General features: G+C 61.4%; 11 protein-coding genes. 8 read left to right on the top strand and 3 right to left on the bottom strand.

Going from position 1 to position 13,623, the window contains the following annotated elements:
• Nucleotides 1-46: 46 nt before the first annotated feature.
• From NKL04_RS12865 to NKL04_RS12855, 3 genes are read left to right on the top strand one after another with little or no spacing between them, the layout of a single operon-like run.
• Nucleotides 47-1,279: an ImmA/IrrE family metallo-endopeptidase gene (locus NKL04_RS12865; RefSeq protein WP_198020036.1), complete on the top strand. Its 1,233-nt coding sequence runs from the start codon at nucleotides 47-49 to the stop codon at nucleotides 1,277-1,279.
• Between the two features lie 2 nt (nucleotides 1,280-1,281).
• A complete protein-coding gene (locus NKL04_RS12860; RefSeq protein WP_023700614.1) occupies nucleotides 1,282-2,916 on the top strand; it encodes an adenylosuccinate synthetase in 1,635 nt (544 codons plus the stop codon).
• Nucleotides 2,913-3,581 (top strand): DUF7002 family protein, encoded by a 669-nt coding sequence (locus NKL04_RS12855; protein WP_023730478.1) that lies wholly within the window; start codon nucleotides 2,913-2,915, stop codon nucleotides 3,579-3,581. The genes NKL04_RS12860 and NKL04_RS12855 overlap by 4 nt, the downstream gene beginning before the upstream one ends.
• Before the next feature lie 479 nt (nucleotides 3,582-4,060).
• Here NKL04_RS12855 and NKL04_RS12850 read toward each other — a convergent pair whose 3' ends face one another.
• Entirely contained in the window at nucleotides 4,061-4,816 is a 756-nt protein-coding gene (locus NKL04_RS12850) for an IolE/MocC family protein (protein ID WP_023730479.1), read from the bottom strand.
• Nucleotides 4,816-5,970: a DUF294 nucleotidyltransferase-like domain-containing protein gene (locus tag NKL04_RS12845; protein ID WP_084568511.1), complete on the bottom strand. Its 1,155-nt coding sequence runs from the start codon at nucleotides 5,968-5,970 to the stop codon at nucleotides 4,816-4,818. The genes NKL04_RS12850 and NKL04_RS12845 overlap by 1 nt, the downstream gene beginning before the upstream one ends.
• 366 nt (nucleotides 5,971-6,336) lie before the next feature.
• Here NKL04_RS12845 and NKL04_RS12840 point away from each other — a divergent pair, with 366 nt between their 5' ends.
• From NKL04_RS12840 to NKL04_RS12820, 5 genes are all read left to right on the top strand, one after another.
• On the top strand, nucleotides 6,337-7,395 hold the full coding sequence (locus NKL04_RS12840; RefSeq protein ID WP_023700609.1) for a LacI family DNA-binding transcriptional regulator: 1,059 nt from the start codon (nucleotides 6,337-6,339) through the stop codon (nucleotides 7,393-7,395).
• A 65-nt stretch (nucleotides 7,396-7,460) separates the two neighbouring features.
• Nucleotides 7,461-8,702, top strand: coding sequence for an ABC transporter substrate-binding protein (locus tag NKL04_RS12835; protein ID WP_023700608.1), 1,242 nt, complete (start codon nucleotides 7,461-7,463; stop codon nucleotides 8,700-8,702).
• Between the two features lie 327 nt (nucleotides 8,703-9,029).
• A complete protein-coding gene (locus tag NKL04_RS12830) occupies nucleotides 9,030-9,950 on the top strand; it encodes a carbohydrate ABC transporter permease (protein ID WP_023700607.1) in 921 nt (306 codons plus the stop codon).
• On the top strand, nucleotides 9,950-10,807 hold the full coding sequence (locus NKL04_RS12825) for a carbohydrate ABC transporter permease (protein ID WP_023700606.1): 858 nt from the start codon (nucleotides 9,950-9,952) through the stop codon (nucleotides 10,805-10,807). The genes NKL04_RS12830 and NKL04_RS12825 overlap by 1 nt, the downstream gene beginning before the upstream one ends.
• Nucleotides 10,808-10,845: 38 nt before the next feature.
• Entirely contained in the window at nucleotides 10,846-12,813 is a 1,968-nt protein-coding gene (locus NKL04_RS12820) for a glycoside hydrolase family 127 protein (RefSeq protein ID WP_023700605.1), read from the top strand.
• Nucleotide 12,814: 1 nt separating this feature from the next.
• Here NKL04_RS12820 and NKL04_RS12815 read toward each other — a convergent pair whose 3' ends face one another.
• On the bottom strand, nucleotides 12,815-13,615 hold the full coding sequence (locus NKL04_RS12815) for an endonuclease/exonuclease/phosphatase family protein (RefSeq protein WP_023671569.1): 801 nt from the start codon (nucleotides 13,613-13,615) through the stop codon (nucleotides 12,815-12,817).
• Nucleotides 13,616-13,623: the final 8 nt, after the last annotated feature.

The following is a 13,623-nucleotide window of genomic DNA, read 5'->3' as shown; positions in this document are numbered from 1 at the left end:
TCCGGAGGGAGACCCTGTCGAGGCGATGGTGAGGAGGGTGCGTGCGGTGGTCCTCGAAGCGCGCGACGCGGGGTGGTCGGGGCCTCCCTTTAATCCGATCACGCTTGCCCGGCAGATCGGTCTGCGGGTGGAGGCGAGTGCCGCCGTTCCGGACGCCCGAACGATCGTCGACGACCGTGGGCCTCGCATCGAGTACAATCCACAGCAGAAACGCGCGAGGGCACGGTTCTCAATCGCCCATGAGATCGCCCACACGTTCTTTCCAGATGTTGGTGATGCCATACGGAACCGCGGCGGTGATGCGGCCATCCGCGACGATTGGCAACTCGAGCTTCTCTGCAATCTCGGCGCTTCCGAAATCGTCATGCCGGTCGGTAGCTTGCCGAAGCTCGACCACGTCCCGCCGCTTGAACGGTTGATCCAGGACCGCCTACAGTTCGACGTGTCGACGGAGGCCTACCTTATCCGCGTGGTGAGCGTTACTGACGCTCCCATCACAATGTTCATCGCTTCACCGCATCCGGACGGCGAACAAGTCGGTTACCGCATCGATTATGCTATCGCGTCATCATCAGCGCCAAGGCTCGCGCTTGGGGAGAGGCGCATACCTGACGGCAGCATCGTGAGGCAAGCCAACGCGATCGGTGCGACAGCGCACAGCATCGAGCACTGGCCGGATGGTGATCCGGCTTCCGTCGAGTGCGTCGGCATTCCCGGTTATCCAGGCAGCCTTCTGCCACGCGTTGCAGGACTGATCCGACACGGCAGACGCGATCTCGGCGACTTCCTGCACTTCATCCACGGCGACATCCTTGCGCCCCGCACTATACCGCCGGTCATCGTCTGCCAACTCGTCAACGACCGCGCGTTGCGCTGGGGCGGGGGTGTCGCGCGGCAGATGGCGAAGCGCTTCCCTAAGGCCGAGGCCGAGTTCGGGGAATGGATGAAGTCGAAGCCGAAGGCCGAGCGCTTGGGCGAGGTTCATTATGCTACTACCCCCAGCTTCACCTTGGCCAGCTTGGTCGCGCAGGAAGGATTCGGCCCAAGCGGGGGTACTCGGATACGCTATCAAGCCTTGGCCAAAGCCATGGCCACACTCGCTGATGTTACACGCCACCGGGGAGCGTCCTTACACATGCCCCGGTTAGGGACGGGCGGGGCGGGAGGAGACTGGGAGGTCGTCGAAGCCTTGATCCGCCAAAATTTCGACGGGCTGGATAAGGGGGTATGGGTTTATGATCTTCCGCCCCGCCAGACCCAACACAGCCTGGAATTCTGAGCTTGAACACGCGCCGGAAACTGCAGATTGTCCTGCTTTCCGGTCGCATCGGTGCCGGCAAGACACGGCTTGCGGCCCGGCTCGTCGATCGGCACGCCGCGACGCTCGTTAAGACCCGCGAACTCATCCTGCGTACACTTCCGCGCACCTCTGACAAGCGCCAGGAGTTGCAGCGCGCCGGCGAGCGACTTGACCGCCAGACTGATGGTCGCTGGCTGGCTGAAGCGCTCGCCGCGTTGATCGACGAACGTCGTTCAAATGATGAACTCCCGGCGGGGTTGTTTGTCCTAGATGCCGTGCGGATCAACGGCCAGATCGGAGCGATCCGGCGCGCCTTCGGCGACTCTGTGGTCCATCACGTCCATCTAACGGCGTCTCCAGAAACACTTGAGAAGCGTTTCAGCCAGCGCAAGGTGAGGTCCGACGACGGCGTTACCTGGAGCCAGGCCGCAGCCAATGCCACGGAGCGCAAGGTCGAAGGACTGGCGTCGTTCGCCGATACCGTAATCAACACCGACTACTGCACGCCCGAAGACGTGTCCGTTCGTGCGACGGCCCTTCTCGGGTTGATACCCCGGTCTGTCGACCGGTTAGTCGACGTCTTGGTGGGAGGGCAGTTCGGGAGCGAGGGAAAGGGCAACATCGTAGGTCACATCGCGCCGGAGTATGACCTGTTCGTGCGGGTGGGAGGACCAAATGCCGGACACCAGGTTTATGCTGTCCCCATGCCCGAGAAATACTTCCACCTCCCGTCCGGTTCGGAACGGGCGCCTAACGCGCAATTGCTGCTCGGGCCGGGCGCGGTGATCCATCCCGCGAAGCTCTTGGCCGAGATCAGCACTCACAAGATCAGCGCAGACCGGCTAGTGATCGACGAGCAGGCGATGATTATCGAAGACATCGATAAGGAGGTGGAAAAGGCTAAGCTTGCGAGCATGGGGTCGACCACGCAAGGCGTTGGCGCCGCTTCAGCTCGGAAGATCATGGGACGGGGTGGCGCGGAAGACCCCCCGGTCAGGCTCGCCAAGGACGTGTCCGAGCTGAAGTCGTACATTGGCCAAGCCCAACGCGTGCTTGACGAAGCCTACTGCCGGGGCCAGCGCGTCCTGCTTGAGGGCACGCAGGGGACCAGCCTGAGCCTCCACCATGGTCCTTACCCCCATGTGACGTCGCGTGACACGACGGTTTCCGGTTGCCTGGCGGATGCTGGCATTGCGCCGGGCCGCGTGAGGCGGACCATTGCGGTTTTCCGCACCTACCCAATACGCGTGGGCGGGCCGTCGGGCGATTTCGGCGGGGCTGAGATCACCCATGAGGACATTGCGTTACGGTCTGGTATTCCCGTAGAGGAATTGAAGTCACGCGAAGTGACGACCACTACCGGCAGATCCCGTCGCTTCGGCGAGTTTGACTGGGTCCAGCTCCACCGGTCATGCGTCCTGAACGGTCCAACCGATATCGCGCTAACGTTCGTGGACTATTTGTCGGTGCGTAACAGGAATGCCTATCGCTTCGAGCAGCTCACCGAGGAAACCTTGCGCTTTATCGAGGAGGTTGAGCGTGTGTCCGGCCAACCGGTGACGCTCATATCGACCAAGTTCGACTGGCGTAACGTGATTGACAGGAGGTCGTGGTGACGGAAGAGGAACTAAAAACCCTGATTGCTGACTGTCCGCATCTTTATCACATGGCGATGCGGCAGAGTTGGCCGTCGATCAAGAAGCACGGGCTCCTTCCCACGGACACGTTGCTCAACCTCTGGGAGGTCAGTGGCCAGCTCCGGACCGAACTCACCACAAGACGGCGGCCCAAGTCAGTCCCGATATCCCATGTCATGCACGGTGAGGCGGTGATCCGCGATCAGATTCCGATGCATGACCATCACCTGTCGAAATGCCTTCGCGACGGGTTGACGCCGGCCGACTGGCATAAGCGCCTCAACGAGAGGGTGTTTTTTTGGCTGACGGAACAAAGGTTGGAGCGGCTCCTATGTGCCGGAGCCTACAGGCGGGACGAGCATGTCGTCTTGAAGGTTGATACGCGGTCCCTCATTACAGCACATAGGGACAGAATTGAGCTGTCACCAATGAACAGCGGCTGCACTATGCCTTTTCCGCATCCGCGCGGTGCAGACACGTTTCTGCCGATCGACGCTTACCCTTACGCCGCGTGGCGTGCGAAGCGACGGGCGAGCGATGTCGTCGTTGAACTCACGGTGATCGGCGGCGTTCCAGATATCAAGGCATATGTGACCGAAGTATCGATCCGCACGTGCGGAAAAACTCTTGAGAGGTTGCTTTGACAAATAGAAACGTAAACTGAAATTGCGCGAAGACATGCTATTTCGGCGAAAGGTAACATGTCCGACGACGTCGTGATATTTGCGTGACTGGTGCGCCTCGTCGACAGCAAGCTACGCGCCTGCGATCTCGTCAAGATCAAAATCGACCAGCTTGTTGTAGGACCGGAAATCAGGCCTCTCGCGATGGTCATCCAACAGAAGACCGGCCGACCTGTTCAGTTCGAGTTGATGAGCGATGCACGCTCCAGCCTATTCGCATGATTGGAGCGACGCTACGGGACAGTGGGTGATTAGGCATTTCCGAACAGGATCGATCCAAGGGCTCACATGAGCACAAGGCAGTATGCCCGTCTCGTCGACGAATGGGTCGAGGCGATCGGCCTTCGGCCCCAGGAATACGGAGCTCCGGCTATTTTTCGGCAGAACCCTCGTAACGTCATCCTGAAAAATACTGAACAACAAGCAACCCTGGTGAAAACCTACTCGGCAGGATTTATAGTGAAACCTGGTGTAGTGATGGCGTGCGAGACTGAGCGTTTGGGGATGTCTAACAGAAGCCTCTCCGTCTGTTCAAGCTCTCTTTCGATCTCGTCAGGCAATCTCGCTATTGACTCGAGAATTACCGGAGCGCGCGCCATGATCTTAGCGAACGGTTCAAAAGCGCGCAGGGCAGCTGACGACATCATAAAGTGAGTCCCTCGCGAATTGATCTCACTAATATGCGTTTGTATCAGGCGATTGCCGTGTGCCTTCAGAATTCCCGCGGCAACGGTCATTGTTGGGTCGACCTGTCGCGCATGAGCGATGTCAAAGCAAAGACCAGCCTCCGGCAACACGTCGAAATACTCTGCCAACTCATCCGCTGTGCGGCCAATGGCTTTGCGAGAATCCATGTTCTCTACGCAGAGTTTCGCCCCAAGTTTCATCCACAGCGCTGGCGTATGAATCGTATCAGGATGAACTATTATAGGCAGGCCCATTTCCGCAACTGCAACCAACTGGTCTACTGTGGCTGCTTCGTCAGTAAAGTTGGTCGGTGCGTGAAAGCTGATATAGCTGTAGCGCTGGCGTGCCTGCTTTAGTATTTTGGGCAGAGCGCTCAACAATCCAGCCAGCTCAACTGAGCGGAGAGCCGATAACTCGACAGCAGTCGCTCGGGTAGGTTCAAGTAGGTCCAGCGCGGTTGCAAAATCGTCGAACGCGATAGCCCCGGTTGAGAATCCTATGACCGCCATCAAAAGACTCCATACTTTTGGACGAGGCGAGTAATATCCTTGTTCGTATCGAACAGCAGGGTTGTTAGGGCTGCGTCAAAGCTCGTTGCAGTTTCTCGCGCCTTTAGGAAGATTGGATCCTTGTAAGCTTCCTCCGGCAAGAGTTTCTCCAGATGTTTGCGGATGTCATCATTATTTAGAAGCGCTAAGAATTCATCGTAGCTGTCGAAAATCTCTGACTTCAAGGATGGCCTATATTGCTGAACAATACGGGCCAACGATTCCAACGGCGAGCGTTGGGTCCAAGACATTAGATGGGCTATGAGATTCTGACGGAGCTGCTCAACGTCATTTCCCCGGTTCTCCAATGCCCAGGAAATGCACATAAAAAAGCCGGAGACGAACAAGAGTTTGCGTGACATTCGAAGTTTAATATTGCGCAACGCCCATTTGTCACCCGCTCGAGCACGATACTTGTTGGCATAGTCAACTGCCATTGTTCGCCAGAAGCGAACTACGTCGTTGAGCAAAAAGCGCGGGATCTTATCGTGACGCGTGTTGCTGGTGATGAAGTTGGCGTCTTCTTCGACATACCTACCAAGGATGCCGCGGATGAGGCGTTCATGTGCAGCCTTTTGCGTAGGAGTGCCGATAGCCGTTGACTCTAGGAGCAGCAACAGCCGCCGCGTCATGTTCTTGTTCGTGTCTTCATCCCCGCCAATGGCGTGGACGAGTTCATGACTGAATATCATCCCGCCAAACATTTCGGTCGGACCGGGAACCTTGTAATTAGCGGTTTCGAGAGCAGCCCTTATGGAGTGTACGATTTCAAGATGCCCGGAATCGGCTTGCCCATCGATCAGCAGTGTCCAGTCAAGGTCGCTGCCGAGGGTGAACTCCTCGCGGGCCAATGATCCGAACACCACAAAACTGACCTCGTCAGTCGTCAGTTCTTGAGCTACCAAGCTGGCTAACTCTAACCACTTCTGCTTACTTAACGACTGTGCGGCTGCGATATTTCTCCAGTGGCCGGTGTCAGACCCACGCAAGGCATCAAGAGTCGATTTTGACATGAACGCAGGACCATCTTTCGAGACTCGCCCTTGATATAGCCCCTTGCTGCGCGATTGTCTTGGCTCACGTTCCCCTTTTCCGAGACCGACAGTGCGTCGCATATTGCAATCTCAGGCCGCGCCGCAGCCAAAAGTACGAGGTGCCGGCATAGCAAGGCGGTCTTCACGTCCGCTTTTGAGAGCCGTCCTGACGACAACGGGGGTCGCTTACTCAATGGCAGCTATCCTCTAAGCGCGACTTGAAAACTGACGGTCTGCAATCGGCCCGAAGGCGACATCTGCTCTCGTCAGTGACCGTCACTGACGAACAACCACGCAACACCCCTTGCCATACCCAAATCCTCATCTTAATCTCCCTCTGGGAAAACCTTTTCCCAAATTCCGCAGCGTCGGCCATCCACCCGCATCGAAACGCTACAGGCCAGCAAGAGAAAACCTTTTCCCAACTAAGGGATTTCGCCTCGCACCATGGCAGCCGACACCTCGCCCGCACCCGCCAAACAACCCGTCACGCTGCGTGAAGTGGCGGCGATGGCTGGCGTCAGTGTGGCCACGGCCTCGAAGGCGCTGAACGGGCAGGGGCGGATGACGGCCGAGACGCGGCAGCGCATTCGCGAGACGGCGCAGCGGCTCGGCTTTCGCCCCAACAGCCTGGCGCAGAGCCTGCTGCGGCGGCGCTCCTTCACCGTCGGCCTGTTGACCAACGATACCTATGGCCGCTTTTCGCTGCCGGTCATGTCGGGCATTTCCGATGCGCTGGTCGATGCCGGCGTTTCGGTGTTCATGTGCAATGTCGAGGATGACCCGCGGCTGGCGCAACTGCATGTCGAGGCGATGCTGGACAAGCGCATCGACGGCATCATCGCCAGCGGCAAGCGCATCGACCGCCATCTGCCGGTCGACCTCGCCAATCTCGGCGTGCCCGTGATCTACGCTTTCAGCCAGCCCGATCCCGATGCCATCGCCTTCGTCTCCGACGATGCCGGCGGCGCGCGGCTGGCGGTCGAGCATTTTTGCCGCCTCGGGCGGCGGCGCATCGCCCATGTCAGCGGTCCCGCCAGTTTTGCCGTGGTGAATGAGCGGGCACAGGCTTTTCGCGATGTGCTGGCGGCGCACGGCCTGCCGGTGACCGAGCCCTTGCTCGGCTCGTGGTCGGAAGCCTGGGGGCATGAAGCCGTCGGAAAGCTGTTCGACGGCCCAACGCTCTTCAACAAGAAGGGAGAGAAACCCGATGCGGTGTTCTGCGGCAACGACCAGATCGCGCGCGGCGTCATCGATGCGCTGCGCGAGCGCGGCTTTGGCGTGCCTGGCGATGTCGGCGTCATCGGTTTCGACAATTGGGAGATCGTGGCCGAGGCAACCCGCCCGCCGCTGACCTCGGTCGACATGAACCTGGCGGCGCTCGGCCGCGAGGCCGGCCTCACTCTGCTTTCGCTCGTCGGCGGCCAACCCGCCGCGCCGGGCATTCGAAAACTGCCGTGCCGGCTGGTGGTGCGTCAGTCATGCGGCCGTCCACCGGGCGGTTGAGAATCAAAAAGCCGCGCGGGGAGCGCGGTTACAGGGAGGAGAACTGAACCATGAGGAGGAGAACCATGAAGACCATGATCGCCGGGCTCGCCTTTGCGAGCATTCTGGGCACGCTGGCAACAGCTTCTGCCGCCGATACCGCCAACATCTGGGTTCGCGCCGACGGCTCGAACTTCATGCCGCGCATCGTCGATGCCTTCAACAAGGGCCATGAGAACCAGGTCAAGCTGGACATCATTCCCAATGCCGAGATCATCCCGAAATATGGCGCCGCCGCCGCCGGCGGCACGGCGCCCGACGCGCTGTCGCTCGACCTGATCTACACGCCGTCCTTTGCCGCCGCCGGTCAGCTCGAAGACATCACCGACTGGGCGAAGTCGCTGCCCTATTTCGCCAGCCTGTCGCCGGCGCACGTCAAGACCGGCACCTACAAGGATCATATTTACGGGCTGCCGTTCTCGGCCGACGCCTCGGTGCTGATCTGGAACAAGAAGCTGTTTAAGCAGGCGGGGCTCGATCCCGAGAAGGGCCCGACCAACTGGGCCGAGATCGCGGCCGATGCCGAAAAGGTCAACGCGCTTGGTGGCGACATCAAGGGCTTTTATTTCTCCGGCAATTGCGGCGGCTGCAACATCTTCACCTTCACGCCGCTGATCTGGGCCTCGGGCGGCGACATCCTCTCAGAGGACGGCTCGAAGGCGACGCTGGACAGCCCGCAATTGCGCGGCGCCATCGACCTCTACCGCTCGATGGTCAAGAAGGACCTGGTGCCGGCAGGCGCGCAGACCGACACCGGCTCCAACTTCTTTGCCGCCTTCGCCACCGGCAACATCGGCATCACGCCGTCCGGCGCCTTCGCCATCGGCGCGCTCAACACGCAATATCCTGATATCGACTATGGCGTCACCTTCCTGCCGGGCAAGGACAGCGGCTGGTCGTCCTTTGCCGGCGGCGACAATTTCGTCGTCACCAAGGGCACCAAGAAGCTCGCCGTGGTAAAGGAGTTCCTCGATTTCGCCTATTCGCTCGAAGGCCAGACCATTCTGGCCAAATATGGCAGCCTGCCGGTGCGCGGCGACATCGCCAAGGAAGCGCTGAAAGATCTCGATCCGCGCTACCAGATCGCCGCCGAAGCCATGGCCAAGGGCCGCACGCCCTACTCCGTGGTGTTCAATGACCTGATCAACTCGGCCAACGGTCCGTGGACGCAGATGATCAACGAGGTCGTCTTCGGCGACGACGTCGATGGCGCCATCGCCAACGCCCAAGAGACCATGGAGTCGATCATCGACCAGGCGCAGAAATAAGGACTGGCCGGCGGCGAGGGCGCATGACGCCCCTGCCGTCGCAGGTCCTGATCCGGCCGCCCGATCGTCTCCCTGGACGGGCGGCCGGCGCTCCTTACCCTCCCACTTGTGGGGAGGGTCGCTGCGCAGCAGCGGGGTGGGGGAGGTGTGTCCCACCGCCCTACGAGATCCAACGGAAGAGCAGCATGACCCCTGGCATTCTCAATCATCGCACCGACGCCCTACCTCTCCCTTGCGGGGAGGTCGGACCGCAGGTTCGGGTGGGGGGCCGGCGCCGCACCCCCACCCCGCTGCTGCGCAGCGACCCTCCCCACAAGGGGAGGGTAAATGACCGCCATCACCACCACCCCGCCACGCGCCAGAAATCTGGTCGGCGCCGGCCGCCGGCAGTGGATCGGCCTGCTCTATGTCGCGCCGGCAGTGGCGCTGGTCGTCGTGTTCTTCATCATTCCCCTCGGCATGACCGCCTGGATGTCGCTGCACAACTGGCCGCTGATGGGCGAGCATTTTTACATCGGCTTCGACAATTACCGGGCGATCCTGCGCGACAACCGCTTCTGGAACGCGCTGAGCTTCACCGCCTACTACACCGTGATCGTCACCATCGTGATCTTCGCCGTCGCCTTTCCGCTGGCGCTGTTCATCGAAAAGCCCAGGCGGCTGACCGGCTTTTACCGGACATCCTTCTTCATGCCGGCGGTCGTCGGTTTCGCTTCTGCCAGCCTGCTGTGGTCGTGGCTGCTCAATGTCGATTCCGGCCTGTTCAGCCCGGCCGCCTACGACCTCGGCCTGACGGCGAAAAAGTTCAACCTCCTGGCGACGTTCCAGCCGGCCTTCTGGTCGATCATCGCCATGGTCGTCTGGAAGGTGGCGGGCTTCACCATGATCATCCTGATGACCGGCCTGCAGTCGATCCCGACCGATCTGCAGGAAGCGGCGATGATCGACGGGGCAGGGCCGTTCGCGCGCTTTCGCGCCATCACCCTGCCGCTGATGCGCCGCACGCTGGCGCTGGCGCTGATCCTGTCGATCGCCGGCTCGATCCTCGCCTTCGACCAGTTCTACATCATCCTGCGCGGCGGCCCGCGCAACCAGACGCTGACCGCCGTCTACTGGATTTTCAACCAATCCTTCGTCTCGTTCAAGCTCGGCTATGGCGCAGCGCTGTCGATGATCCTGCTGGCCATACTGGTGGCGCTCAGCCTGGTTCAGCTGTGGCTGCTGCGCAAGCCGGAGGGCATCGACTGATGGCGCAGGCAAGAAGCCGCAGCAGCCGCCTCTGGCTCAGGATCGCCGAGCATTCGACCGGCATGATCGCGTCCGCGCTGTTCATAGCGCCGATCGTCTGGGCCGTGCTGTCGACCTTCAAGCCGGCGCAGGAGGCGCGCCAGCCGCCGCTGCCGCCGTGGCCGACGACCGGCTTCTCGATCGAGAACTACCGCACGCTCGACACCTTTGGCGACGGCCTCTGGCTGCCGGCGCAAAACAGCCTCTATGTCGCGTCGATGACGGTGGTGCTGTCGGTGATCGTCAGCGTGTTCGCCGGCTACGGCTTTTCGCGCTTCCGCTTTCCGATGAAAGACCTGCTCTTCATCGTCATCCTGTCGACGATCATGATCCCGTTCCAGTCGATCCTGACGCCGATCTTCCTGGTGCTGACCAAGATCGGCCTGCACAACACGCTGACCGGGCTGGTCCTGGTCTACACCACGCTGCAATTGCCGTTCTCGATCTTCATGATGCGCAACGCCTTCGACGCGGTGCCGCGCGAGATCGAGGAGGCCGCGCGCATGGATGGCGCCAACAACGTCACCATGCTGCTGAAGGTGATGCTGCCTTTGGTCTGGCCGGGCATCGTCACCATCGCGTTGTTCGCCTTCCTCGGCGCCTGGAACGAATTCCTGGCCGCACTCGTGCTGATGACCGACCAGTCCAAATTCACGCTGCCGATCATGATGACGGCGCTGCAGTCCGGCCGCTTCGGCGCCATCGACTGGGGCGCGGTGCAGGCGGGCGTCACCGTGATGATGGTGCCGTGCCTGGTGCTCTTCCTGCTGCTGCAGCGCTTCTACATCCGCGGCCTGATGGCCGGCGCGGTGAAATGACCCGCCGTGAAATGACCAATATCCAACGGAGTGACACGATGACCGTTCAACCAACCGCCAAGCCCGGCAAACTCGCCTTCCGCCCGCTGCCGGTGCCGCAGGTCGATGTCCGCGGCTTCTGGGGCGACCGTGTCGATGCCGTGGCGTCGCGCACCGCCGACATCCTCTACGAGCGCTGCGTCGAGGCGCGCATGCTGGAGCAGATCGACCCGGACCGGCCCTCGCCGGGCGTCGTCATTCCGTTTCATTCGCCGTCGCCCGACGAGGCTGCCAGCCCCGGCTTCACCGGCTCGACGGTGACGACGCAGATGTTCTGGGACTCCGATTGGGGCAAGACCATCGAGACCGCGGCCTATTCGCTTTACCGGCGCAAGAATGCGGCACTCGAGACGAAGATCGATGCCGTCATCGACCTCTACGGCAGACTGCAGCAGGAAGACGGTTATCTCTCCAGCTGGTACCAGCGCATCCAGCCCGGCAAGCGCTGGACCAATCTGCGCGATTGCCACGAGCTCTATTGCGCCGGCCATCTGATCGAAGGCGCGGTCGCCTACTACCAGGCCACCGGCAAGCGCAAGCTGCTGGATATCATGTGCCGCTATGTCGACCATATCGCCGACACCTTCGGCCCGGAGCCGGGCAAGAAGAAGGGCTATTGCGGCCATGAGGAGATCGAGCTGGCGCTGGTCAAGCTGGCGCGGGCTACCGGCGAGCAGAAATACATGGACCTGGCCAGGTATTTCATCGACCAGCGCGGGCAACAGCCGCATTATTTCGACGAGGAGGCGCGTGCGCGCGGCGCCGACCCGAAGGCCTATCATTTCAAGACCTATGAGTACAACCAGTCGCACAAGCCGGTGCGCGAGCAGGACAAGGTCGTCGGCCATGCGGTCAGGGCGATGTACCTCTATTCCGGCATGGCCGACATCGCCACCGAATATGGCGACGACACGCTCAGGGTAGCGCTCGACCGTCTGTGGAACGATCTCACCACCAAAAACCTCTATATCACCGGCGGACTCGGGCCATCGGCGCACAATGAGGGCTTTACCAGCGACTACGACCTGCCCAACGAAACCGCCTATGCCGAGACCTGTGCCTCGGTCGGCCTCGTGTTCTGGGCCAGTCGCATGCTCGGCATGGGTCCCAACGCCCGCTACGCCGACATGATGGAGCGGGCACTCTACAACGGCTCGATCTCCGGCCTGTCGCTCGACGGCTCGCTGTTCTTCTACGAGAACCCGTTGGAGAGCCGGGGCAGGCACAATCGCTGGAAATGGCATCGCTGCCCCTGTTGCCCGCCCAATATCGGCCGCATGGTCGCCTCCATCGGCAGCTATTTCTACTCCCTCTCGGATGATGCGCTGGCCGTTCATCTCTACGGCGACAGCACCGCGCGATTCGACATATCGAACCGGGCGGTCAGTCTGATTCAGACCAGCAATTATCCCTGGGATGGCGCGGTCTCCATTCGGATCGAAGCCGACGCGCCGGTCGAGTTCACCTTGCACCTGCGCGTCCCCTCCTGGTGCGGCAAGGCGGCGCTCAAGGTCAACGGCGCCGCGGTCGATCTGGATGACATCACCAGCGACGGCTATGCCGCGATCCGGCGCGAGTGGCGCCAGGGCGACCGGGTCGAACTCGATCTCGAAATGTCGATCGCCCGTCTGTTCGCCAATCCGGAGGTGCGTCAGGACATCGGCCGCGTCGCACTTGCGCGCGGTCCGCTGATCTATTGCGTCGAGGAGACCGACAATGCCGGCCAGTTGCATCGGATCGCTCTGCCGCGAACGGCAACAATCGAGGCGCATGCCGAGCCGAACCTGCTCGGCGGCATCGTCACGCTTTCGGCACTTGCCAGCAAGGAAGCCCAGGAAAACTGGGAAACCGGGCTCTATCGCACCGATCCGCCGGCGGTGAGCGAAACGAAAATCACCGCCGTCCCGTACTTTGCCTGGGACAACCGTGAACCCGGTGAGATGCTGGTCTGGCTGCGGGACGGATGAGTTACAGGCTGACGAACGCCGTCAGCGGCAAATGATCCGACGCAACCCGCGACAGCGGCGTGTCATGGGCTTCCACCGACGAGACCATGCCGTGCCGGTTGGCCATGATCCGGTCGAGCGCCAGCACCGGCAGGCCTGAGGGGAAAGTCGGCACCGCCGCCGGCGTGAAACCAAAGGTGGCGTGCAGCGTCTTGAGCGCCGAGCGGTTGCCCAGCCGCCATTCGTTGAGGTCGCCGAGCAGCAAGGTCGGCCTTTCATCCTGGTTGCTCATGATGTCGAGCACGACGCGGGCCTGCTCCGAACGCGAGCGGCGCAACAGGCCGAGATGCGCGGCGATGACGCGCAGAGTGCGCGTTTCGTCGAGGTCGATCTCGGCAACCAGCGCGCCGCGGGGCTCCAGTCCCGGAAGCTTGATCTGATGGACGTCGCGCACCGTGCCGCGCTTGAACAAAAGCACGTTGCCGCGCCAGCCATGGCCCTTGCCGCTTCCGGAAACCGGCACCGGCACAAGCCCTGTTTCGTGTTCGATCCGGGCAAGGTCGAGCAGCCCGGCGCGATCGCCGAAGCGGTTGTCGGCCTCCTGCAGCGCGATGACGTCGGGGCCGATCTCGCGGATGACGCGAGCGGTCCGTTCGGGGTCGAACCTGCGGTCGGTGCCGATGCATTTGTGGACGTTGTAGGAGGCGACCACCATCTGGGCGCCTTCAATGTGCTTGCGCGGCGTCGCGTTCGCCTTGCGCGCTTTCCTGCCGCGGATCGACAGGAGCACTGTTTCAGGAAGGCTGCGTCCGTTTATGTCCATAGGCCTGC

It is taken from the genome of Mesorhizobium sp. C264A, from assembly GCF_040324515.1.
GTDB lineage: Bacteria > Pseudomonadota > Alphaproteobacteria > Rhizobiales > Rhizobiaceae > Mesorhizobium.
This window is presented reverse-complemented; position numbering and strand designations above follow the sequence as displayed.

Coding starts and splice junctions, on each gene's coding strand:
- NKL04_RS12820 (WP_023700605.1), top strand. CDS start 10,846: ATGACCGTTCAACCAACCGCCAAGCCCGGCAAACTCGCCTTCCGCCCG.
- NKL04_RS12850 (WP_023730479.1), bottom strand. CDS start 4,816: ATGGCGGTCATAGGATTCTCAACCGGGGCTATCGCGTTCGACGATTTT.
- NKL04_RS12830 (WP_023700607.1), top strand. CDS start 9,030: ATGACCGCCATCACCACCACCCCGCCACGCGCCAGAAATCTGGTCGGC.
- NKL04_RS12815 (WP_023671569.1), bottom strand. CDS start 13,615: ATGGACATAAACGGACGCAGCCTTCCTGAAACAGTGCTCCTGTCGATC.
- NKL04_RS12845 (WP_084568511.1), bottom strand. CDS start 5,970: ATGCGACGCACTGTCGGTCTCGGAAAAGGGGAACGTGAGCCAAGACAA.
- NKL04_RS12825 (WP_023700606.1), top strand. CDS start 9,950: ATGGCGCAGGCAAGAAGCCGCAGCAGCCGCCTCTGGCTCAGGATCGCC.
- NKL04_RS12840 (WP_023700609.1), top strand. CDS start 6,337: ATGGCAGCCGACACCTCGCCCGCACCCGCCAAACAACCCGTCACGCTG.
- NKL04_RS12835 (WP_023700608.1), top strand. CDS start 7,461: ATGAAGACCATGATCGCCGGGCTCGCCTTTGCGAGCATTCTGGGCACG.